Origin of the sequence: Naumannella cuiyingiana (assembly GCF_013408305.1) — a bacterium.
GTDB classification, from domain to species: Bacteria; Actinomycetota; Actinomycetes; order Propionibacteriales; family Propionibacteriaceae; genus Naumannella; species Naumannella cuiyingiana.
Genome location: NZ_JACBZS010000001.1, coordinates 1,827,788 through 1,851,080 on the forward strand (window position 1 = coordinate 1,827,788; position 23,293 = coordinate 1,851,080).

Consider the following 23,293-nt stretch of genomic DNA (forward strand, 5'->3'; position numbering starts at 1 on the left):
GGAACATTCTGGCCTTGTGCGAGAGGCCGCAATGGCGTTCGCTGGCCGGGTGACGATGACCACCGACCACCTGACCACCCTGCACCGCAAGCCCGACCGGGGCCGCACCGACCGCGCCGAGCTGGATGCCGTGCTCGACGCGATGCTGGTCGGCACGCTGGCCACGGTCGTCGACGGGGAGCCCTGGGCGGTGCCGATGCTGTACGCCCGGCACGGCGACCACATCCTGCTGCACGGTTCGACCGGCGCCGGCGCGCTGCGCCACGTCGGCGCCGGTGCGCCCGCGGCGTTCACCGTCGCCCGGATCGACGGGGTGGTGCTCGCCGATCACCTCTTCGACCACTCGGCCAACTACCGCTCGGCGGTGGTCCGCGGAAATCTCGAGGTGGTCGGCGAGGACGAGGAGTGGGACGCGCTGATCGCCCTGTCCGAGCGGCTGGTGCCGGGCCGGCCCGCCGAGGTGGTCGACATGACCCGCAAGGACCGCGCGGCGACCCTCACCCTGCGGCTGCCGATCCGCGATGGTCGGTGGATCGTCAAGGTACGCGATGCCGGTGCGGGCCCCGCCGGGCGCGATCCGAGCGCCTGGCGCGGCGTCGTCCCGCTGGCGGAGGTCTGGGGCGATCCCGTTCCGGAGACCGATCTGGCCCCCGGTGTCGAGGCGCCCGCCTCGGTCCAGGGCCTGCGCGGCGCCCGCTCCTGAGACCCTCGCCCTCCCAATCGTGTCGTCGGTTATCGCCCCGTGGGAGCCCTCCCACGGGGCGATAACCGACGACACGATTGGGACCCACGGGGAGCCTCGCGGGAGTACGCTCACCAGCCGTGGTGACGCAGACGGCAACGGCGCCCGAACCGGCGGGCACCGCCGGGTCGCTGGCGCCCCGGCTGTCTCTCGTCGCGCTCGGCGTACCCATCGTCCTGATCGCCATCGCCGGCGCCCACCGGCGCTGGATGTCCGACGACGGCTACATCAACGCCCGGGTGGTCGAGCAGATCCTCGCGGGCAACGGTCCGGTCTACAACGCCGGCGAGCGGGTCGAGGTCACCACCTCCACGCTGTGGCTGTGGTTGATGGTCGCCGGTCGTGCGCTCACCGGCGGACTCGAGGTGGGGATCAGCGCCGTCTGGCTCGGGGTCGCGCTGACCGTGGCCGGGTTCGTGCTGGTCACCCTCGCCGGGCTCCGGCTGACCCGGCCCGTCGGCGGCATCGCGCTCCCCGCGGGCACCCTGGTGCTTGCGGCATTGCCGCCGATGTGGGACTTCGCCAGCTCGGGCCTGGAGACCGGGCTCGGCTTCTGCTGGATCGGTGCCTGTTGCTGGCTGCTGGCCCGCCGACTCCCGACGGACCCGGCGACAGTGTCGGACCTGCCCGCCTGGCGCCCGCTCGGCGTACCGGTCGTGATCGGTCTCGGGCCATTGGTCCGCCCGGACTTCGCGCTCTTCTCGCTCGCCTTCGCGATCGCGCTGGTGCTGACCAGCCGCCGCAACGTGCGCGGGGTCCTCGCCGCCGCCGTCGCCGCCCTGGCGCTCCCGCTGGTCTATGAGGTGTTCCGCGCCGGCTATTTCGCCGCGCTGGTCCCGAACACCGCGATCGCCAAGGATGCTAGCGGCAGCGACTGGTCCGCCGGATTCCACTACCTGTCCGATCTGTACGCCACCTACTGGCTGCCCGTGCCGCTGCTGGCGCTGGCCGCGGCGCTGCTGGCCGGCCGGCTGCTCCCGCGCGGGCGGGGCGCGCGCGCGGTCGCCGCGGCGCCGTTCCTGGCCGGGGCGCTGCACACGCTCTACGTGGTCCGGGTGGGCGGCGACTTCATGCACGGCCGGATGCTGCTGCCCGGGTTGTTCGCGATGCTGGCACCGCTGGCGGTGCTGCGGGTGGCGTCGCTGCGTACCCCCGCCGCTGCCGCGGTTGCGGTGATCACCGGCTGGGCGCTGGTCGCGGTGCCCGCGCTCCGGGTCGACTACGGGGGCGCATTCGATCGCCAGGGGCTGGCCGACGAGCGTTCCTTCTGGTCCATGATCAACGGCGTACCCGGCCCCGTCACGTCCGCCGACTGGACCTATGCCGGGCTGCCCGGGGCGGCGGTACGCCGTGATCATGCCGCGGGGATCTCCTACTACAAGCCGGACCCCACAGATCCGGACGCACCGACGTGGCCCGCCGCCCGGCCCGGCGACACCGTGATCGCTCACGCAGCGATCGGGATCATCGGCTACGAGGCCGGCACCGCGCCCGGCGCGCTGGTGGTCGACCGGCTCTCGCTGGCCGACCCGATCACGGCCCGGGTGGACGTCGGCCGCGAGGGCGGGATGGCCCGGCCGGGCCACACCCAGGAGGCGCCGGAGGTCTGGCGGCTGGCCCGCTACGCAGATCTGGACACCGTCGCCGTCGCCGATCCCGGGCTCGCCGCGGCCGCGGCCGAGGCCTCGGCCGCCCTGGGGTGTGGCGAGCTGGGAGAACTCTCCGATGCGGTCACCGAATCCCTGACGTGGCCGCGCTTCTGGCGCAATGTCGCGCTCGCGCCCGCGCTGACCACCCTGTCCATCCCGGGCGATCCCGCGACCGCGCGCGCCGCATTCTGCGGCCCCTGACCTCTTAGGGTGTCCGCGTGATGACGAGTGGGGGTGCGCGACCCGGGCCGGCGCTGCCACCTCCACCGCCGTTCGCGCCGCCGGTCGGCCCGCCGGCGCGGCGCCGCTCGCGCGCCGGGGCGGTGCTGGTGGTGTTGTCGCTGGTGGTCGCGGCCGCCATCTCGGCGACGTCGATCATCCGCCTCCCGGTGCTCAACACGGGCGGCGACGCCGAGGCGTACCTGCCCGAGGGGGAGTCGCTGACCTGGCTCGCCGGCGGCCCGCATCCGGTGAGCGTGCAGACGCAGGTACGCACCAGCTCGGCGCCGGGCGCCCTGGGGCCGCCGGAGTTCAAGGACACGACGGGTTTCGAGTCGATGGTCTCCTGGACGGTCACCACGAGCATCGACGAGCAGGTGCCGGGCGAGCCGGACCGGACGCTCGGCCTGCGGCTGATGGCACGGACCACCGACGACGGTCTGCGCCTCGGCGCGCTGCGCCGATCGCGCGGCCCCGACGTCGCCGGCGACGGTAGCTTCCGGTTCGAACCCGGGGTGCTCGAACTGCCCGCGGATGTGGTCGCGGGTTCGGCCTGGGTGACGGCCGGCGATGTCTACAGCGGCGAGCGCCCGATCGGGGCGTACCGCCTGGAACGCATCGCCGAACCGGCGCCCGAACTCGGGCAGGGCTGCCTGCGGGTACGCACGACCGGCGACCTGCTGACCGGCGCGATGCCATGGCCGATCGTGACCGAGGGCTGGTGCGCCGGCCGCGGCCGGGTGGAACTCGATGCCGGCGGCGGCCCGCTGCGCGCCGCGCCGCGTCCCGACCTGTCGATGCCTTCGCTGCCCGGTCCGGAGGTCTGGCCCCGGCTGAACCGCCCGCGCGACGTGATCGAGGGCACCGTGGACGAGCTGGCCCCGATCGGTCCCGAAGCCGTGGCCGTGGCCACCGTCGACACGCCGGGCCTGACGGTCCGCCGCCGCAGCGGCGAGGGCTGGTCCACGGCGGGCTGGCTGGGCATCGGGCAGGTGGTGTCTCTGGTGCCGGCGGGCGGGTTCGCGGTTGCGGCCACCCTGCAGCGCCGGCTGTGGGCGGTCGACGGCTTCGGCCGCCCGTTGTGGGTGGCCGAGCTCCCGGATCTGCCCGCGGACGCGCCGCAGCAAGTCGGCAGCGCGATCGTCGTGACCACGCTCGACGGGTCGACCAGCGCGCTCGACCGGGCCACCGGCCGGGAGCTGTGGCGCACCGAGACCCCGGACGCGGTGCGGATGGCGGTCGCCGACGGCGTGGTCGCGGTCGCCGCCGAGGATCGGATGGAGGGTTTCGCGCTGGCCGACGGTACGCCGCGCTGGCGCATCGAACTCGGCGATGACAACCCGTTCTGGCTGATCGGGGCGGGCGATCGGGTGCTGGTCGCCAACCGGGCCGGCGTCTCGGCATTGGATCCGATCACCGGCAACGAGGTCTGGTCGCTGCCGGGCTACCCGCGAGCCGGTGCGGCGGCAGCCGGCATCGTGGTGGTCGCCGGGGACGAGCTGGTGACCGCGGTCGCGGCGTCCGACGGCGCCGAGCGCTGGCGGGCGCCGGTGTCCGCCGCGTCCGCGCTGGCAATGGATGCCGACGGCCGGGTCCTCGTCGGTGCGCCAGGGGGAACCAGGCTGATCGCCGACGGCAGCGAGCTGGTCGCCTGGCCCGAGCTGGCGGCGCCGACCCTGATCGCGGGGCCCAGCCCGTATCTGATCATCCAGCGCGCTGCCAAGGAACTGGCGCCGTGAGCGGCCGGCTGATCAATCCCGACACCCGCACCGGTCGGCTGGCCGGCGGGGTGCGCGGCTTCGTCCGTGAGGTCTTCGTGGTTCCGGTACGCCGGGGCAGCCCCAGGCCCAGCGGCTGGCCGCCCGGCCTTCGCGCGATCATGATCGGTACGGCTGTCTGCTATCTGATCGCCATTGCGATGATCTTGGTCTCGGGGCCGATGCGTTCGTCGACCGAGCTGGTGCTGGCCGGTGACCTGATGACCTATCCGCGGGTCGCCGGACCCGTAGTGATCATGATCCTGACGCTGTGTCTCGCCCTGCTGCTGACCGGGCTTTTGCACGTCCATCCCGCCGTCCGGATCCCCGGGCTGTTCGTGGCCACCGCGATTGCCCTGCTCCCCGCGGGCGGGTTCATGGCGGTGCTCGGTTCGCTGCGGCTGGTCATCCTGGTCCCGTTGCTCTTCTTGTTGTTGATCATCCTGGTCCGCTGGCGAGAGAGCTTCCACTGGTTGGAGTTCGTGCTGATCCTGGCGATCGTGGTGTTGGTCTTCACCCTGCCGGTGGCGCTGATCTCCATCGCTGGCAGCGCGCTCGGCTCCGATGTCACGGGTTCGGTGACCACCGTGGTGTTGCTGGGGTTGATCCCGCTGGCCATCCCGGCGGCCTTCGCGGCCGGCAGCGCCTTCGTCGAGCTGGTCGGCAGTGCCGCAATCTGGTCGGTCTCGGAGTTGCGCGGGGAGACCGGTCGGATCGGTGCCGGCCACCTGGCCCGCGCGCGGTTCGGTTCGCAGCGTCGACGGGTTCCCGTGCTGTGGTGGCTGATCTTCGCGGCCTTGGTCGCGGCGTGTGTGGCGTCGTTCGTCAATCGGTACCCGCCGGCCGCGTTGCCGGGTGTGCTGCCCGGCAATCTCGCGGTGCTCGCCGCGCTGATCGCCCTGACCGCGCTGGTGGTGCTTTTCGTCCGGCGGGCACCCGGTCGCGGTCTCGACCCCACTCCGCTGCGGATCCTCGGGAGCGCCGCGGTGCTGGCCCTCCCGGTCGGGACGGTGGTCACCCTGCCCGTCCTGGTCAAGACCGTACTGCTGGCGCTGGGTATCTCGTTGAACGGTGTGTCGGGCACCGGCCTGGGCGATCCGCTGAACGCGCTGGGCGACCGGATCTCGGGTCTGGAGATGGAGCCGATCCGGGCGTTCCTCGCGCTGCCGGCAGCGGTGCTGGCGATCTGGTACGCCCGGCGGGGCAACCTGGTTTCGGCGCTCGTCTGGGTGGGGCTGGTCGGCTGGTCGTTGCTGATGCTCGGCGCGTGGCTGGATCTGCCCCTGCTGGAGCCGGTGTTGCTGGCCGGCTGTGTGCTGATCCTGGTGCTCGCCGCGCTGAGCTGGGCGGTCCGCCGGCAGCTCGGGCCGACCCGGCGGTTCGGGCTGCTGGCGGGTCTTGCGTTCTGTCTGGTGCTGCCCTATCGCGACCAGATCGCCGATCCGGTGGCCTGGCTGCTCGGGGCCAGCGGCATCGCCGCGGTGCTGTTCGGTCTGTTGTGGCGCGTGCTGACCGATGCTGACTTCACCCACGTCGACTCACCCGGTTTCCCTCGCGCCGCACGGGTGCTGTTGTTCGCCGCGAACGCGCTGTTCGCGAGCCTCGCGCTGCTGATGATCGCGATCAGCCGGTACTCCGAATCGGCGATCGACCTGGAGGTGTTCACCGGCGCCGGCAGCCAGCTCGTCGGCAGTGTGGCGGCCGTCGCCGTGGTGGCCGGGTTGTTGATCACCCTTGCCGGCGGCCGCGAGGTCGACCCGGAGGCCGAACGCATGACCGACGTCTCGGTGATCAATCGCTGACTGTCACGTTCGCGGGTGCCGGTTGGGTTCGCGTTTGGTGGGTGGGGTTCTCATCCGCGGGCTGAGTCGGCGGGCGCGGCGTTGATCATCGCGAGTGCGGGACGGGCCGCGGGTGGATGAGGGGCGCCCGGGAGCACAGACGCGCCCGCCACCGGATCGGTGACGGGCGCGCCGGATACTTGATCAGCGCAAGATCACTTGCCGGAGACGGCGCTCTTAAGCTGGGTGGCCGGCTTGAACGCCGGAGCCTTGGAGGCGGCGATCTGGATGGTCTCGCCGGTCTGCGGGTTGCGACCGGAGCGCGCGGAGCGCTCGCGGACCTCGAAGGTACCGAAGCCCGGCACGGCAACCTTGTCACCCTTGGCCAGCGCGCCCGAGATGGCGGACACGACGGCCCCCAGGGCTTTGTCGGCGTCGGCCTGGGTCAGGTCCGCTTCCTTGGCGATCGCGTCAACGAGTTCCTTCTTGGTCATGAGATTCCTTTGCTGATTGGAAGTCGGTCGGCTGACACTTTATCCCCACCGGGCCGCCTGTCACGTCGGCGACGCGCGTACGGGGCCCCCACGTGTCGCGGATCAGGTCGGGCTGATGACTGACGACGAGAATCGCGGCGTCCGGCAGGGCGGCGTCGATGTCGGCGAGCAGGGCACGCGCGGTCGGGCTGTCCAGGTGCTCGGTGGGCTCGTCCAGCAGCAACACGTCCGGGCGCTGCGCGAGCACCCGGGCGAGCGCCAGCCGTCGCCCCTCGCCGCCGGACACCGAACTCCCGTGCTCGCCCACCCGGCGGTCCGGAGGCAGTCCGGGCAGCCCGGCGGCGACCAGAGCGGCGTGCACGGCGACCTCGTCGGCTCCGGGGTCGCCCAGCCGGACGTTCTCGGCGACGGTGGTGTCGAAGATGTGCGCATCCTGGCCCAGGCAGCCGACCAGCCCGCCGGTGGCGATCCGGCCCGACCCGACGGGCAACTGGCCCAGCAGCGTGGCCAACAGGGTGGACTTGCCGACGCCGGAGGGACCGGCGATCACCATCCGGTCCCCGGGCCGCACGCGAAGATCGACCGGCGGCAGCGATCCGCGCTGCAGGACGAGCTGATCGGCGGCGATTCCCGGCTCTCCCAGCGGCTCCGGTGGCGGCGGGTAGGGCAGCTCGGCGGCCTGCTCGATCGTCTGCTCAACCCGCGCGATCGCCGCTGTGGAACGGATTCCGGCCTGCATGGCGGCCGTGTGCTGGGCGTACAACTCGTGCAGCGCCAGCGGGAGGAGCGCGACCGTGGCGATCATGATCGTTGTCCAGGCGCCGCTGGCAGCGGCCTGTTGCGCGGCGATGATCATCAACGGCCAGGCCGCCGCGAGGACGAGCAACTGTCCCGCCGCGGCGAGCGCGCGTGCGGTGGCCGCCCGCCGCTCGCCGGCGACCAGGGCCGCGTCGGCATCGGCCAGCCGGGCGAGCTGACGGGCACCGGCCCCGTGCGTGTGCAGCAGCGGAGCGTGCCGATGGATCAGGAAGGCCTGTTCGGCCAGCGCGCCGCGCAGCGTCCCGAGCCGGCGGTCGGCGCGGGTGGAGATCAGGGCGCCGACCCGGGGCCAGATCCAGCCGGCGAGGACGGCGTACCCCGCGAACAGCGCGGCAACAGGCAGCGACCAGCGGGCCAGGAAGGCGACCACGGCGACGCTCACCACCGCGTGGGCGAGCAGGGGCAGCCGGGCGCGCAGCACGAGGTCCTGGGCGGCCGCGACGTCGCCGACCAGGCGGTCGACGAGCTCGCCGTGTCGGCGGGCGGCCGCGGGGGAGTCGGCGAGGGCGGCGAAGGTACGCAGGCGCAACGCCGACTGGTCTCGCAATCCGAGATCGTGACCGGCCAAGCGTTCCGCATAGCGAAACACCCCGCGGCCGAGGCCGAAGAAGCGCACCGCCACCACGGCCACCATCAGGTGCAGGACGGGCGGCTGTTCGGAGGCCTTGGCCAGCAGCCAACCGGAGGTGCCGAGCAGCGCGACGGCGCAGCCGGCCGCCGCGGCCCCGAGCAGCAGCGTCCCGGACCACAGCGCCCGCCGGCGCCAGCCGCCTCGGATCCAGAGCCGGGAGACCAGCCCGTCGCCACCGGATGTGACGGGAGCGGTCCTCGGCTCGCCCGCCCGCGCATCATCGTCCCGCGGGCTCGCCTCGCCGGCCGGGTCCTCGACCGGTGGCGTCGTGGCGACCGGGCTCGGCGGGAGCGAGATCACCTGCCCGGCGAGGTCCAGGGCGGCGGTGCGGTGGCTGATCACGATCACCGTGACACCAAGATCGGCCAGGCCGCGGACCACCCGGGCCTCGGTTGCCCGGTCCAGCCCGGCGGTGGGCTCGTCGAGCAGCAGGACCTGGGCGCCGCCGCACTCGATCCGGAGCAGGGCCCGGGCGAGCGCGATCCGGCGTACCTCCCCGGCGGACAGGCCCCCGCCGTCGACCCCGAGCTCTCGTTCGGGCGCCAGAGCGTCTGCGCCCGCGCGCCGCAGCGCCGCGATCACCCGCCCGGGTGGCGCGCCCGGCGCCCCGAGCGCCACATTCTCGGCGATCGTCCCGGGCAGCAGTCGAGGATCTTGTTCCACCCAGGCGACCTGGCCGAGCAGGTGTTCGCGATCAAGATCGGCAATGGGTACGCCGCCGATCAGGACCCGGCCGGCGACCACATTCCCGTGGCCGAGCAGGGCCCGCAGCAGCGTGGTCTTGCCCGCCCCGCTCGGACCGGCCACCGCCACCACCTCGCCCGGGCCGATCACGAAGGACAGCTCGCGCTGGGCCGCCGGCGCCCCGGCGGCCGGGGCGAGCGCCGCCTCGTCGAACTCGATCGCCGCCTCGCGCAGATCGACCCGGGTGCCGCCGGGCGCACGCGACTCAGCGTCGATCAGCGCGAAGGCATCCTCCGCGGCGGCCATCCCGTCGGCCGCATCGTGGTAGCGGGCGCCGACCTGGCGCAGCGGCAGATACACCTCCGGTGCCAGCACCAGCGCGAACAGGCCGAGCAACAAGGTGAACTCCCCGGTCACCACCCGCAGCCCGATGCTGACCGCCACCAACGCCACGGACAACGTCGCCAGCACCTCCAGCACCAGCGCCGACAAGAACGCGACCCGCAGCACCTGCAGGGTGGCGCCGCGGTGGCGCTCCTCGACCCGGCGCAGCCCGGCCAACTGGCTGCGCGCGCGGCCGAAGACCTGCAGGGTCGGCAGCCCGGCGAGCAGGTCGGCGAAGTGATGGCCGAGCCGGGCATTCGAGCGCCAGCGCGCATCCATCCGGTCCCTGGTCGCGAGCCCGATCAGCACCATGAAGATCGGGATCAGCGGCAGTGTGACGGCGATGATCACCGCCGAGGTCGGGTCGGCGGTGGCGATCGCCACCAGCAGGGTGAGGGGCACGATCGCGGCCAGGACGAGCTGCGGCAGATATCCCGAGTACCACCCGTCGAGCGCCTCGACCCCTTCGGTGACCAGGGTGACCAGCCGGCCGCCGGAGGTGTCGGCGGCGAACGGCCGGTCCAGCCGGGCCCGGAGCAGATCGGCCCGCAGCCGCGACTTCACCGCGGCCGCGGCCCGCTGACCCGCCCACTGCTGCCCGGCCGACAGGGCGGCCCGCACCGCGAAGCCCGCGGCGACGCCGGCGAGCTGGGGGACGAACTCGGGCCACGGCCGGCCGGCGACCATCCCGGAGACAGAGACCGCCAGCAGCCAGGCCTGACCGATCAGGACCACGGCCTGGGCCAACCCGAGGACGATCAGCGCACCGACGAACCGGCGAGTGGGTCGGCTGCGCCGGAGCAGGCGCGGGTCAACCGGGCCTTTGGCCATCGGGCCCTCCTCAGTTGGCAGCGGGCTCGTCGGAGCCTACCGCCGCCTCGGGCATGTGCTGGGTGCCGAGGCGCCGCCGGAAGACCCAATAGGTCCAGGCCTGGTAGCCGATCACGATCGGGGTGAAGATCACCGCGGCGATGGTCATGATCTGCAGCGTGTACGGCGTCGACGACGAGTTCGCGATGGTGAGGTTCCAGGCGGGGTTCAGCGAGGAGACCATCACATTCGGGAAGAGCGTCGCGAAGACCATGCAGGTGAAGGCGAGGATCGCGACCGCGGTGCCGAGGAAAGCCCAGCCCTCGCGGCCCGCCGCGATCGCGGCCAGCCCTGCCAGGAAGGCGATCGCCGTCACGCCGCCGAAGACCCAGGTCAGCATGGTGTGGGAGTACGCCAGCGCGGTCCAGGCGATGAAGGCAACGGCGACGACCGCCGTCGCCAGCCCGATCCGCACGGCGTACCGGCGAGCCCGCAGGCGAAGATCACCCAGCGTCTTCAGTGCGGTGAAGATCGCTCCGTGGGTGAGGAACACCCCGCAGGTCAACAGCCCGCCGAGCAGGGTGTAGGGCGAGATGAGCGAGGCCAGCGAGCCGACGAAGTTCTTCTCCGCATCGATCGGTACGCCCTGCAGCAGGTTGGCGAAGGCCACGCCCCACAACACGCTGGGCACGAAGGAGCCGATGATGATGCAGCGTTCCCAGTTCGCCTGCCAGCGCGGGTCATCGCGCTTGTGCCGGTACTCGAAGGCGACGCCGCGGATGATCAGCGCGAGCAGGATCACCAGCAGCGGCAGGTAGAAGCCGCTGAACATCGTGGCGTACCAGTCGGGGAAGGCCGCGAAGGTCGCCCCTCCGGCAACCAGCAGCCAGACCTCGTTACCGTCCCAGACCGGTCCGATGGTGTTGATCATCACCCGCCGCTCGGTCCGGTTGCGGGCCAGTTTGGCGAGCAGCATCCCGACCCCGAAGTCGAAGCCCTCCAGGACGAGATAGCCGATCCACAAGGTGGCGATGATGCCGAACCAGATGACATTGAGTTCCATGGCGATCCCCGGTCAGTAGGCGAAGGAGAGCGGCTGGTCGTCGTCGGCGATCTCGGGCTGCTGCTCCTCCTGCAGTCCCTTGCCGATGTAGCGCAGCATCAGGCGTACCTCGATCACCGCGAGAATCCCGTAGATCAACGTGAACGCGGTCAACGAGATGGCAACGTCGATCACCGTGGTCGACGGCGAGACCCCGGTCGCGGTCGGCATCAGCCCGAAGACCAGCCACGGTTGTCGGCCGGTCTCGGTGAAGATCCAGCCGAACGAGTTGGCGAACAGTGGCAGCAGCGGCAGGACGACCAGCACCAGCGTGCCGAACCGGGGCAGCCGCAGCAGCCAGCGCGGCACATCGCCCTTGCGGGTGAACCACAACATCGCCGCGCCGATCACCATGGCCGCCAGCCCGAGGCCGATCATCAGCCGGAAGCTCCAGTAGGCGAGCGGGATGTTCGGCGAGTAGGTGCCCGGGCCCCAGGTGGCCTCGTAGGCGGCCTGCAACTGGTTGATCCCCTCCACCGGCGCGGTGAACGAGCCGGTGGACAGGAAGCTCAGCAGGTAGGGCACGCGCAGCGACCACAGCTCCTGGCTGCCGTCGAGCGAGCCGATCGTGAAGATCGAGAACGATGCCGGCTGCGCGGTGTTGTAGAGCGCCTCGGCCGCCGCCATCTTCATCGGCTGGACGTGGGTCATCACCTTGGCCTGGAAGTCGCCGCTGATCAGCACGCCGATGCCGGAGATCAACAAGGTGGCCGCGCCGAGCCGCAACGCGTTGACGAAGGTACGCAGGGTGCGGTCGGGCGGTTCCTGATCATTCCCGGAGGCCCGCAGCTCGCGGGAGCGGCGCAGAACCCAGTAGCCGGCCACCGCCGCGACGAAGGCGCCGGCCACCATGTAGCAGGCGAAGATCTGGTGCGGGAAGGTGACCAGGGTGACCTCATTGGTCAGCACGGCGCCGATGTCGGTCAGTTCGGCGCGGCCGCGTTCGGCGTTGTAGGTGAAGCCGACCGGGTTCTGCATGAACGAGTTCGCGGCGAGGATGAAGTACGCCGAGGCGATGGTGCCGATCGCCACCAGCCAGATGCAGGCCAGGTGCACCTTGCGCGGCAGCCGGTCCCAGCCGAAGATCCACAGGCCGAGGAAGGTCGACTCCATGAAGAAGGCGACCAGACCCTCGAGCGCGAGCGGCGCGCCGAAGATGTCGCCGACGAAGCGGGAGTACTCGCTCCAGTTCATCCCGAACTGGAACTCCTGGACGATGCCGGTGACCACGCCCATCGCGAAGTTGATCAACATCAGCCGGCCGAAGAACTTGGTCAACTGCAGCCACCGGTCGTTGTCGGTGCGCAGCCAGATCGTCTGCATGACGGCCACCAGGCCGCTCAGTCCGATCGTCAGCGGAACGAAGAAGAAGTGGTAGACGGTCGTGATCGCAAACTGCCACCTCGCCAGGGATACGGCGTCCATGCCGGCAACATACTACGGAGCGTCGTACTAGTCCAGGTGGTAGTACTAGGGCCGATAGTAGGAATTCGGTTAGGCTGCACGGTGATGAGCAGGCAGGCGGACAGGTGAGCAAGCGGCGGCAGGCGCGACTCGGCGATCTCGAGCGCGTGATCATGGATCACCTGTGGGGCGCCGGCGGCTCGCAGACCGTCCGCGATGTCTACACCGCCCTCGCCGAGCGCCGCGAGATCGCCTACACGACCGTGATGACCGTGCTGGATCGGCTGGCCAAGAAGGAACTGGTGGTACGCGAGCGCGACGGCCGCGCCTGGCGCTACCAGCCGGCCCAGGGCCGCGACGCCCTGGCCGCCGAGATCATGGACACCGCGCTCGGGGTGGACGCGGGCGAGCGCAGCGCCGCACTGGTCGCCTTCGCCGACCGGGTCACGCCCGAGGAGGCCGCGCTGCTGCGCGAGGCGCTGGCCGCGGTCGAGGCCGCCGGCGACAAACCACGAACCAAGCGCTGAGCCCGGCATGCGACCCGAGATCCTGGTCGGGCCGTTGCTCGCGGTGTTGGCGCTGATCCTGGTCCTGCCGGGGCCCGCCTGGGTCCGCCACTGGGCCTTTCTGGATCGCGTACCCCGCGCGGCGATCGTGTTGTGGCAGGCGGGCACCGTCGCGGCGCTGGTCGCCGCCGTCGGCGCCGGCGTGCGGGTCGGGCTGGACCTGTGGCAGCACCGGCCGGCCGAGCGGGTCTGGGTCGCGGCGATGGCGCTGGCGGCACTGTTCGCCGGCAGCGTGGTGGTGCGGTTGGTGTGGTCGGTGGTCGCGGTGGCCCGGGAGACCGGTCACCGGCGGGCCCGCCACCGCGCCGCGGTCGACATCGTGGCCCGGGCATCGCGCGAGCGCGGCCTGCGGGTGCTCGCCGAGGCCGCGCCGATGGCGTACTGCCTGCCCGGCCTGCGCGATGCCCGCGTCGTGCTCAGCCAGGGCACCCTGGACACCCTGGCGCCGGACGAGGTGGCCGCGGTGCTCGCCCACGAGCGGGCCCACCTGCGCGCGCGGCACGATGTGGTGCTGGACTTCTTCACCGCGCTGCACCGGGCGTTCCCGCATGCGGTACGCAGCGACATCGCGCTCACCGAGTGCCGCGAGCTCGTCGAGATGCTCGCCGACGACGCCGCCCGCCGCCGGGTCGGCCCGGAGAGCCTGGCGCGGGCCCTGGTCAGCATGGCGGGCTCGCCGGTGCCCCGGCACGCGCTCGGCGCCGGTGGCCAGGTGCTGCGGCGGGTACGCCGGCTCCGACACGATCACGCCCACCCGGTGCTCGCGGCCGGCGTCTACGCCCTGGCCGCCGGGCTGGTCGCGCTGCCCGCGGTGATCCTCGCGATCGGATCCTGAACCGGGCGGCGGAGAAAGGGCAGACAGGGCGCGTGCCAGGCTCTAGGCTGCGGGCACCGCGAACGGTCCTCAGGAGTATCCGTGATGCACGCAACGACACCCGGGCGGCACCGGCTGGCCGCAGCCCTCGCCATCCTGCTGCTCGGCCTGGCCGGGGCGCTCACCGCGACCCCCCGTGCCGCCGCCGCGCCGCCGGACCCGATGGCCTTCGCCGAGAACCTCGACCGCGACGCGATCGCGGCCGATCTCGCCGCACTGCAGAGGATCGCCGACGAGAACGGCGGCAATCGCGCGGACGGTACGCCGGGCGGCGACGCCACCGTGGAGTACCTCGCGACCAGGCTGGCCGAGGCCGGCTACGACGTGCAACGCCAGACCTTTACCACCCGCGCCGGACACGAGTCGGTGAACCTGATCGCCGAGACGCCGACCGGGCGTACCGACAATGTGATCATGCTCGGCGCCCACTGGGACGGCGTCGAGGCAGGCGCCGGGATGAACGACAACGCCTCGGGCACGGCGGCCCTGCTGCAGGTGGCGACCGAGCTGGCCGACTTCGGCGCGCTGAACAACCAGGTCCGATTCGCCTTCTGGGGCGCCGAGGAAACCGGCCTGGAGGGCTCGCGCCACTATGTCGGCGAGCTTTCCGAGGACGAGGTCGATCAACTCGTCGTCTACTACAACTACGACATGATCGGCTCGCCGAACTACCTGATCGGCGTCGAGAACGGCAAGGCCGAGACCTACAACGACAAGCCCCTGGCCGACGGATCGGCACAGGCGATGGACGTCCAGTCGGGCTATTTCGACGCCATCGGCCAGCCGTGGCAGCCGAGCGAGATGTGCTGCACCGACTACAACGCCTTCCACGACGCGGGCGTGCCCATCGGCGGCCTCTACACCGGCGGCAGGGAGGCCCCGAAGACGGAGGAGGAGGCGGCGAAGTTCGGCGGGACCGCCGGCGAGTTCCCCGACCCGAACTATCACAGCGCCGGTGACGACCTCGCCAACGTCAGCCTGGAAGGCGTGGGAATCAATGCCGGCGTGATGGCCTACGCCGCCGCATCGCTCGGGCTGTCCAGCGAGCCGATCAACGGGGTCGCGCCACCGGCGGCGAAGCTCGACCCGAGCGCGGCCCGGCCCGGCGCCGAGATCACCATCAGCGGCAGCGGCTTCGTGCCGGGCGAGCCGATCGAGATCACGATCGGCGATCAGCAGGTGGCCACGGTCCGTGCCGGCGAGGATGGGGCCCTCGATGCGCGGGCGACGGTCCCCGACGACGCCCCGGCCGGAGCCACCACGGTCACCATCGCCCAGGACCCGCTTGCCCCGATCGAGCTGGACCTCGAGGTAGAGTCGGTGCCGGCGCCGTCGCCGACCGGTTCGCCGTCGAGCACCGCGCCGAGCAGCCCGACCAGCCCGAGTTCCCCGCCGGGCGGCGACGACACGACCGCTCCGACGGCCTCGGCGGAGCCGACCGCGACCGCCAGCCCGACCGCCGTGCCGAGCCAAACCACGGCCGCTCCGGCGCCGCGCCCGCGCCCGCCCGGCGTACCCCTCGCCTCCACCGGCGGCCCCGCCCTGGGCGCCGCCGCGCTCGGCGTGGCCGCGCTGCTGGCCGGGGCGATGCTGCTGCGCCGGCGTACCTGATCAGCCCGAAGGTCGTCGCGTCCGCGCCGCATCGAGCCCGAGCAGGCGCTGGTTCCGTGATCATTTCGGACCATGGAACGCTCGCCGCCGAAGACTGAGCGTTCGCTATATGCTCCGGGGACATGAGCAATGACGCATCAGCACAACATCCCAAGGTCGCCATCGTCACCGGCGGCGCCCGTGGCATCGGCGCAGGCGTGGCCAAGCGCCTGGCCGCCGACGGAAACGCCGTAGCGATCTTCGATCTGGAGACCGAGGCCGCAGCGCAGACCGTCGCCGAGATCGAGGCCGCCGGCGGGAAGGCGCTCGCTCTGGGCGTCGACGTGTCCGACGAGCAGCAGGTCGGCGACGCGGTGACCAAGGTCGCAGAAGAGCTCGGGCCGCCCGTGATCGTGGTCAACAACGCTGGTCTGCTTCGCGACAATCTGATCTTCAAGATGTCCGTCGACGACTGGGACACGGTGATGAATGTGCACCTGCGCGGAGCGTTCCTGACCACGCGGGCGGCGCAGAAGTACATGGTGGACAACAAGTTCGGCCGGGTGATCAACCTGTCGTCGACCTCGGCGCTGGGCAACCGCGGTCAGGTCAACTATGCGGCCGCCAAGGCGGGTATGCAGGGCTTCACCAAGACTCTGGCCTTCGAGCTGGGCAAGTTCGGGGTGACCGCGAATGCCATTGCCCCGGGCCTGATCGAGACCGATATGACCAGGCAGACGGCGGAGCGCGTCGGCGTACCGTACGACGAGTACGTCGCCGCCGCGGCCAAGGGCATCCCGGTGCAGCGCACGGGCAAGCCCGAGGACATCGCCGCCCTCGCCTCCTTCTTCGCCAGCGACGAGGCCGGCTTCGTCAGCGGCCAGGTCGTCTACGTCGCGGGCGGCCCGAAGGCCTGAACCGACCCCGGTGGATGATCAGGCCGCATTCCTGGCGGCGGTCGGCATCGCCGGCGACGCCGGGCTGCCCACGGTGGAGCGGCCCCGTCTTGCCGCGCCCGCGGCACCGGGGCCGCGTACCCGTTGGCTGGCAGAGGTACGCCGGGCGCGGGCGATGGCCAATGCCGCGGCCGTGCGTGCCGCGGAGCAACTAGGCCCGCGGCTGGCCGGGCTGCCCGGTGATCACGGTGGACCGCTGTATCCGGGTGGCGGCGGCGAGGTGATCGTCGAGAGCGAGGAGTTCGGCGTACCCACCGACGCTCGCTGGCCCGACGACGGGTTGGCCGCCGCGGTCGCGGCACCCATCGATCCGGTGGTGCCCCATCCCGATGCGGTACGCGACACGATCGCCGCCACGCTGTTCCGGCCCGCGGAGCCGCACGGCGCGCTGATCATGGTGCACGGCGGGGGCTGGTGGATGGGCGACGGCCGGGCGCGCGAACGACTCGGCGCGGAGCAGGCGCGGGCGATCGCCGCCGGCGCGGGCTGGGCGGTCCTCGACATCGACGTCCGACTGGCGCCGGAACATCCCTATCCGCTGCCGGTGTTCGACGTGTTGGCGGCCCTCGACCGGGTGGCCGGGCGCGACGATCTCGGCCCGCGCGTCGCGCTGCTGGGCATCTCCTCCGGCGCCCACACGGTCGCCGTCGCCACCCTGATGGCCGCCCATCAGGGGCGTCGGGTGGACGGCCAGGCACTGATCGTGCCATCGCTGGACCTCGCCACCCTCGGCCCTGCCAACAATGCCGACGACGCCGCGCGGGAGGCCCGATGGGACCAGTTGCAGGGAGTCTTCGGGTTGCCGACCCCCGAGCAGGCGCGCGAACTCGTCGGCATCTCCCCGCTGGCCTCGCCGGTCCTGATCGATCCGCGACTGGCGCGGGTCGCGCCGCCGACCATGATCGCGACCGGCGAGTACGACGAGGCCGTCGTCGGCGGCGAGGCCTATGCCGCCGAGCTGGCCGGCGCGGGCGTGCCGGTGCTGGCGGGCAGCTATGTCCGCAGTCACACCCTGTCCACTCCCGCAGAGTCCCGCCGCCTGCACACCGACCTGGCGCGCTGGCTCAACACCTTGTGAGGCCGCGTCGGCGGCGACAGCGTCACGCCTCGTGGTTGTACTGGGACAGCCCGGCGTCGGCGGTGACCGTGGTCGCGGTCAGATAGCTCGCGCGATCGCTGAGCAGGAACGCGACCAGCTCGCCGATCTCGTCGGGCTCGCCGACGCGACCGAGCGGAATGGTCGCGTTCGCACGCTCGACATTGCCGGGATCGGCCAGCCACGGCTCGTTCAGCCGAGTCCGGATCGCGCCGGGTGCGACGTTGATCATCCGGATGCCGTGCGGACCGAGTTCGAGTGCGGCATTGCGCGTCAGCATGCGCACGCCACCCTTGGCGATGCAATAGGGGGTGTTGTCCGGCATCGGCCAGTCCTCGTGCACCGACGAGGTGGTGATGATCACGCCTCCGCCGCCCTGCTCGATGAATCGGCGAGCCGCGAGCTGGGCACCGATCACCGGTCCGCGCAGATTCACCGCAAGAACGCGATCAAGATCATCGTCGGTCATCTCGAGCAACGTGCCGGGTCCGGCGATGCCCGCATTGGAGACCCACCCGTCGAGTCGGTGCCAGGTCTCGATCGCGGTGGCCAGCAGGTTCTCCTGGTCGTCGCGACGGCTGACATCGCAGCGCACGGCGACGGCCTCGCCACCGAGCTCGTCGACCTCGGCCAGCAGCCCCTCGGTGGTGTCGTCGAGCAGGTTGTCCCCGATCACGATCCGCGCGCCCTGCCGCGCGCAGGCCCGGACGATGCCGGCCCCGATCCCGGCATTGCCGCCCGTCACCACGATCACGCGTTGGTTCAGTTCCACGAACAAAGTGTGGCAGGCGGTGTCGCCCGGCTGTCGGAACTCAGAGCAGAGGTCGAGCCAGGGGCACCCCGGGCCGATAGGCCAGGTGCAGGTGGTTCGGCGCGTCCAGCACGGTCAGGTACGCGGGGTCGCCGACCCGGATCCGGCCGAGGTCGTCACGACGCAGGGCGAGCGCGCCGCCGCGGGTCGCGGCCCACAGGGCCTCGGTCGGCGTGAGGCCCATCTCGCGTACCGCCATCGCGATCATGAACGGCATCGAGGTCGAATAGCAGGTGCCCGGATTGCAGTCGGTCGCCAGGGCGATCGTGACCCCGGCATCCAGCAGGCGCCGCGCGTCCGGATAGGGCGAGCGGGTGGAGAACTCCACCCCCGGCAGCAGCGTCGCGACCGTGCTCGATCCCGCCAGGGCATCGACATCGGCGTCGTCGAGGAAGGTGCAGTGATCGACGCTGGCGGCGCCCAGCTCGACGGCGAGGCGGACACCGGGCCCCGGGCCGAGCTGGTTGCCGTGCACGCGCAGCTCCAGCCCCGCGTCCCGGCCGGCCGTCAGGATCGCGCGGGACTCCTCGCCGTCGAAGGCGTGCGGGCTGTTCGGCTCGCAGAACACGTCGATCCAGCGGGCATGGGGAGCGGCGCGCTCGAGCATCGGCCCGCGCACCAGATCCAGATAGCCCGCGCGGTCACCGGCGTACTCCGCGGGGACGACGTGCGCGCCGAGGAACGTCGTCTCGGTGGTGAACTCCGCGGCGATCCGTAGCGCGCGGACCTCGTCGGGAGTGTTCAGGCCATAGCCGGACTTGATCTCGATCACCCCGGTGCCCTGCGCCCGCAGCTCGGCGACACGGGCGGCGACGAGCTCGCGCAGGCGGTCGTCATCGGCCGAGCGGGTCGCCTCGACCGTCGTCGCGATACCGCCGCCGTCATAGCGTCTCCCCGTCATCCGCGCGGCGAACTCCGCGGAGCGGTCGCCGTCGAAGACCAGATGGCTGTGCGAATCCACGAAGGCCGGAAGCACCGTCCCGTCGGCGTCGATCCTGGAATCGGCGGGCGGGGCGTCGGCCGCCGGGCCGATCCAGGCCACGATCCCCTCGGAGACGATCAGCGCCGGGTCGGCCGGCGCGGGCTGGTCATTGGTGATCAACTCGGTGATGCCCGTGATCAGGGTTGCGCTCATCGTAGGTCTCCGATCGCGTCGTGCAGCAGCTTGCCGATATCGCCGAGCCGGTGCTCGCCGTTCCCGACGATCGTCTCGCCGAGGCAGACCACCTCGCGCACGTCCGCCGCCGACGCCGACATGATCATCTGTTCGGGCTCCGATCCGGCGGTGCGCGGGCTGGCATCGTCGATGATCACCCGGTCGTCGACTGTTCCCGGATCCCAGCCCAGGGCGCGCCAGCCGTTCGTGGTGCCGATGGTGATCAGCGCTTCGGGGGAGAAGTTGCCGCGCCGGCCCGACGCCAGCCGCTCGTCGAGCTCGACCGCGCGTACCTCCTCGAACGGGTCGACGATCGCGTGCTGGTCGGAACCGACCGCCAGCGCCGCGCCGGCGTCGGCCAGCCGCCGGGCCGGCCCGATGCCGTCGGCGAGATCGCGTTCGGTGGTCGGGCAGAATGCGGCGGTCGCGCCGGCCCGCCCGAGCAGCGCGATGTCGTCATCGGTCAGGTGGGTGGCGTGTACCGCGGTCAGCCGCGAGTCGAGCAGCCCGCAGTCGGCGAGCAATCGGGTGGGGGTACGCCCGTAGCGCGCCACGCAGGCGGCATTCTCCGCGGGCTGTTCGGACAGATGCAGATGGATTGGCAGCTCGCGGCCGGCCAGGGTCTCGGCGATCCGGATCAGCGCGGCCTCGGGCACCGCGCGTACCGAATGGATCGCCACCCCCAGCCGGACATGATCACCCCAGTCCGGCCGATCCAGCGCGCGCTCCAGCCAGGCATCGACCGAGCCGTCGGAGAAGCGCATCTGATGATCATCGAGCGCGAGGTGTCCGTGCGAGTCCAGGCCGCCGGCCAGATAGCAGGTGTCGAGCAGCGTGAGCCGGATTCCCGCCTCGCCGGCCGCCGCCGCGAGCGCCGCACCCATGGCATTCGGATCGGCATAGCGACGCCCGCCCGGGCGGTGATGGAGGTAGTGGAACTCGCCGACGCCCGTCCAGCCGGCCAGCACCAGCTCGGCGAAGGTCGCGCGCGCCAGGGCGAAGTAGCGGTCCGGGTCGAGCCGGTCCGCGACGGCGTACATCAGCTTCCGCCAGCTCCAGAAGGTCCCGCCGGCGTCATGGGTACGCCCCCGCAGGGCTCGGTGGAAGGCGTGGCTGTGGGCATTGGCGAAACCGGGGAACGTGATCATCGCGGGCCGCCGGTCAGGGCGCCGACGGCCCGGGCGAGCGCCTCGACGCCGGCCAGGCAGTCGTCGCGTTCGGCGTGCTCGGCCGGCGAGTGGGAGACGCCGGTCGGGTTGCGAACGAAGATCATCGACGTCGGGATCCCGTGCGCGGCGAGGATCCCGGCGTCGTGCCCCGCGCCCGTGCCGAGCACCGGCGCGTCGAGCAGGTCGGCCAGTTTGCCGGTCAGCGCGGTGTCGAACCGGGTGGTCGGCGTCCACGACTCGCGGGTGAGCGTGGCCTCCCGGCGCGCGGCAGCCTCCGCGATCGCGGCGACGCAGGCGGTCACCGCCGCCTCGTCGGCGCCGCGGACATCGAGCCAGCCGGTGACCCGGGACGGGATGGCGTTCACGCCGTTGGGCTCGACCCGGACCTTGCCCATGGTCGCGACCACGCCGTGCCCGGCCGCCACTCGCCGGGCGTCGAGCACGGTCTCGGCGTACCCGAGCATCGCGTCGTGCCGGTCGGCGAGGGCGGTGGTGCCGGCGTGATTCGCCTCGCCCACGAACTCGAGCCGCCATCGGCCGTGTGGCCAGATGTCGCTGCCGATCCCGATCGGTACGCCGTGCTCGACCAGGCCCTTGCCCTGTTCGACGTGCAACTCGACGAACCGGTCGACCAGGCCGAGCAGGTCGGGATCGGCGCCGAGCGCGTCCGGGTTGCGCCCCGCGGTGCGCCAGGCCTCGGCAAGGGTGATCCCGTCGCCATCGCGCAGACCCCGTGCGCGGTCGGCGTCGAGCTGGCCGGTGAGGATCCGCGAGCCCGCGCAGGCGATGCCGAACCGGGCGCCCTCCTCGTCGGCGAAGTTGATCACCGCGATGGGCCGGTCCGGGGTGTGACCGGCCGCGCGCAGCGCATCGACGGCGGCGAGCGAGCTGACCACGCCGAGCGGGCCGTCGAACGCACCACCGTCCGGCACCGAGTCCAGGTGCGAGCCGATCGCCAGCGCGCCGCCGCGGGTCGCGTCGCCCCACCACGCCCACTGGTTCCCGGCGCGGTCCTCGGTGAGGTCGAGCCCGTGGCGCGCGGCCTCGCCGGCGAACCATTCACGCAGGGTGTGGTCCTCCCGCGTCCACGCATAGCGCCGGTAGCCGCCGGTGCCGGCCCGCCCGATCGGCGCGAGGTCGGCCCAGGCGGCATCGAATGCCGCGACCGGATCGCTCATCGCTCCGCCTCGGCCGGCCGGATCAGCTCATCCGGCCAGCGGCGCTGTGCGCGCGCGATCGGCCAGTAGACGAGGCCGGTGATCACCAGGCCGACGATCCAGGAGATGTCCGCGCCGCCGAGGGCCGTGGCCACCGGCCCGGTGTAGAGCGCCTGGGACAGGAACGGGATCTGCACGACGATGCCGAGCAGATAGCAACCGAGCGCAGGCCAGTTCACCGCGCCGTACCGCCCGGCGGGGTCGTACAGCGCCGGGATGTCGACCCGCTCGCGCGAGACCAGGTAGTAGTCGACGAGGTTGATCGCGCTCCACGGCGTGAACACCATCAACAACACCAGCACGAAGTTCTTGAACAGGTTGATGAAGTCGCTGCTCGCGCCGATCGCGATGATCACCGAGACGGCGATGAAGCCGACGATGTAGCCCGCGCGCGCCACCGGCGAGATGCGGGCCTCACGGCGTACCGCGGAGACCGTCGTCAGCATCGTCATCGCGCCGCCGTAGGCGTTCAGCGTGTTCACGGTCAGCTTGCCGACGACGATCACCAGGTAGATGGCCAGCGCGATCAGCCCGCCGCCGGCGATCTCGCCGACGAAGCCGACCTGGTTCTTGGTGAACGCCGAGCCGCCGGCCGCGGCCGGGATCGCGGCGATCAACGCGCCGAGGGTCATCGAGATCATCGAGCCGATCACCGAACCGCCCAGGGTGAACCAGAAGGTGGACCGCGGCGAGGTGTCGCGGGGCAGGTAGCGCGAGTAGTCGGCCACATAGGGCCCGAAGGTGAGCTGCCAGCCCGCGCCGAGCGCGACGGCGAGCAGGAACGTCGACCACTCGAACGGCTTGGTGCCGAGGTAGGCCGCTGCGTTGTGGGTGCCGAGCAGTTGGTACGCCAGCCAGGCCAGCCCGAGCAGGCCGAGCACGGTGGCGACACGACCCAGGCGGTGGATCCAGCGGTAGCCGACGATGGCCGCGACCGCGGTCAGCGCGCCGAAGATCACGATGCCGATCCAGGGCTGCGACACCCCGATGATCAGGTTGATCGCCTGGCCGGTGAGCACCGTGCCGGTGGCGGCAAAGCCCAGGTACATGATCACCACCAGGACCAGCGGCACGATCGCCCCGATCACCCCGAACTGCGCGCGGGAGCTGATCATCTGCGGCAGCCCGAGCCGCGGCCCCTGCGCTGAGTGCAGGGCCATCACCGCGCCGCCGAGCAGGTTGCCGACCAGCAGGCCGGCGATCGCCCAGGCGGGGTCGGCGCCGAACACCACCGCGAGCGCGCCGTCGACGATCGCGGTGATCTGCAGGTTCGCCCCGCACCACAGCGTGAACTGGCTGAACGGGTGGCCGTGCCGCTCCGAATCCGGCACGACGTCGATGCTGCGCCGCTCGACGATCGCCGTGCTTGCCTGATCGCTCAC

18 protein-coding genes are annotated in these 23,293 nt (G+C 72.0%); 9 read left to right on the plus strand and 9 right to left on the minus strand.

Annotation, left to right across the window (positions count from 1 at the left end):
• Positions 1-55: 55 nt before the first annotated feature.
• The 4 genes from GGQ54_RS08400 (at position 56) to GGQ54_RS08415 (ending at position 6,169) form a co-directional block, all read left to right on the plus strand.
• Positions 56-703: a pyridoxamine 5'-phosphate oxidase family protein gene (locus tag GGQ54_RS08400; RefSeq protein ID WP_246293222.1), complete on the plus strand. Its 648-nt coding sequence runs from the start codon at positions 56-58 to the stop codon at positions 701-703.
• A 119-nt stretch (positions 704-822) separates the two neighbouring features.
• Positions 823-2,592: a hypothetical protein gene (locus GGQ54_RS08405; RefSeq protein WP_179444981.1), complete on the plus strand. Its 1,770-nt coding sequence runs from the start codon at positions 823-825 to the stop codon at positions 2,590-2,592.
• Positions 2,593-2,612: 20 nt separating this feature from the next.
• A complete protein-coding gene (locus GGQ54_RS08410) occupies positions 2,613-4,349 on the plus strand; it encodes an outer membrane protein assembly factor BamB family protein (protein ID WP_246293224.1) in 1,737 nt (578 codons plus the stop codon).
• On the plus strand, positions 4,346-6,169 hold the full coding sequence (locus GGQ54_RS08415; RefSeq protein WP_179444983.1) for a hypothetical protein: 1,824 nt from the start codon (positions 4,346-4,348) through the stop codon (positions 6,167-6,169). The genes GGQ54_RS08410 and GGQ54_RS08415 overlap by 4 nt, the downstream gene beginning before the upstream one ends.
• 194 nt (positions 6,170-6,363) lie before the next feature.
• On the opposite strand, the gene GGQ54_RS08420 is transcribed toward GGQ54_RS08415, so the two are convergent.
• The 4 genes from GGQ54_RS08420 to GGQ54_RS08435 are packed head-to-tail and all read right to left on the minus strand — an operon-like array spanning position 6,364 to position 12,497.
• Positions 6,364-6,642: an HU family DNA-binding protein gene (locus tag GGQ54_RS08420; RefSeq protein WP_179444984.1), complete on the minus strand. Its 279-nt coding sequence runs from the start codon at positions 6,640-6,642 to the stop codon at positions 6,364-6,366.
• Positions 6,620-9,991 carry a thiol reductant ABC exporter subunit CydD gene (gene cydD, locus GGQ54_RS08425; protein ID WP_179444985.1) on the minus strand — a complete coding sequence of 1,124 codons (3,372 nt, stop codon included), beginning with the start codon at positions 9,989-9,991 and terminating at the stop codon, positions 6,620-6,622. Before cydD ends, GGQ54_RS08420 begins: the two co-directional genes overlap by 23 nt.
• 10 nt (positions 9,992-10,001) lie before the next feature.
• Complete coding sequence (gene cydB, locus GGQ54_RS08430; RefSeq protein ID WP_179444986.1) at positions 10,002-11,033, minus strand: cytochrome d ubiquinol oxidase subunit II; 1,032 nt, start codon at positions 11,031-11,033, stop codon at positions 10,002-10,004.
• Between the two features lie 12 nt (positions 11,034-11,045).
• Positions 11,046-12,497, minus strand: a complete 1,452-nt coding sequence (locus GGQ54_RS08435) for a cytochrome ubiquinol oxidase subunit I (RefSeq protein WP_179444987.1) — start codon at positions 12,495-12,497, stop codon at positions 11,046-11,048.
• Positions 12,498-12,601: 104 nt separating this feature from the next.
• On the opposite strand from GGQ54_RS08435, the gene GGQ54_RS08440 reads away from it, so the two are divergent.
• The 5 genes from GGQ54_RS08440 to GGQ54_RS17620 all read left to right on the plus strand — a co-directional run bounded on the left by GGQ54_RS08440 (position 12,602) and on the right by GGQ54_RS17620 (position 17,540).
• Positions 12,602-13,003, plus strand: a complete 402-nt coding sequence (locus GGQ54_RS08440) for a BlaI/MecI/CopY family transcriptional regulator (protein WP_343045898.1) — start codon at positions 12,602-12,604, stop codon at positions 13,001-13,003.
• Between the two features lie 7 nt (positions 13,004-13,010).
• On the plus strand, positions 13,011-13,877 hold the full coding sequence (locus GGQ54_RS08445) for a M56 family metallopeptidase (RefSeq protein WP_179444988.1): 867 nt from the start codon (positions 13,011-13,013) through the stop codon (positions 13,875-13,877).
• Between the two features lie 84 nt (positions 13,878-13,961).
• Positions 13,962-15,527, plus strand: a complete 1,566-nt coding sequence (locus GGQ54_RS08450) for a M20/M25/M40 family metallo-hydrolase (protein ID WP_179444989.1) — start codon at positions 13,962-13,964, stop codon at positions 15,525-15,527.
• Between the two features lie 122 nt (positions 15,528-15,649).
• Positions 15,650-16,423, plus strand: a complete 774-nt coding sequence (gene fabG, locus GGQ54_RS08455; RefSeq protein ID WP_179444990.1) for a 3-oxoacyl-ACP reductase FabG — start codon at positions 15,650-15,652, stop codon at positions 16,421-16,423.
• A gap of 10 nt (positions 16,424-16,433) precedes the next feature.
• The gene (locus tag GGQ54_RS17620) at positions 16,434-17,540 is read left to right on the plus strand and encodes an alpha/beta hydrolase fold domain-containing protein (protein ID WP_179444991.1); all 1,107 of its coding nucleotides are present in this window, start codon (positions 16,434-16,436) and stop codon (positions 17,538-17,540) included.
• 22 nt (positions 17,541-17,562) lie between these two features.
• Here the strand turns inward: GGQ54_RS17620 and GGQ54_RS08465 are convergent, their stop codons facing one another.
• From GGQ54_RS08465 to GGQ54_RS08485, 5 genes are read right to left on the minus strand one after another with little or no spacing between them, the layout of a single operon-like run.
• Positions 17,563-18,330 carry an SDR family oxidoreductase gene (locus tag GGQ54_RS08465; protein WP_179444992.1) on the minus strand — a complete coding sequence of 256 codons (768 nt, stop codon included), beginning with the start codon at positions 18,328-18,330 and terminating at the stop codon, positions 17,563-17,565.
• Positions 18,331-18,370: 40 nt separating this feature from the next.
• Entirely contained in the window at positions 18,371-19,504 is a 1,134-nt protein-coding gene (gene hutI / locus GGQ54_RS08470; protein ID WP_179444993.1) for an imidazolonepropionase, read from the minus strand.
• Entirely contained in the window at positions 19,501-20,673 is a 1,173-nt protein-coding gene (locus GGQ54_RS08475; RefSeq protein ID WP_179444994.1) for a formimidoylglutamate deiminase, read from the minus strand. Before GGQ54_RS08475 ends, hutI begins: the two co-directional genes overlap by 4 nt.
• Positions 20,670-21,872, minus strand: a complete 1,203-nt coding sequence (locus tag GGQ54_RS08480; protein ID WP_179444995.1) for an allantoate amidohydrolase — start codon at positions 21,870-21,872, stop codon at positions 20,670-20,672. Before GGQ54_RS08480 ends, GGQ54_RS08475 begins: the two co-directional genes overlap by 4 nt.
• Entirely contained in the window at positions 21,869-23,293 is a 1,425-nt protein-coding gene (locus GGQ54_RS08485) for a cytosine permease (RefSeq protein ID WP_179444996.1), read from the minus strand. Before GGQ54_RS08485 ends, GGQ54_RS08480 begins: the two co-directional genes overlap by 4 nt.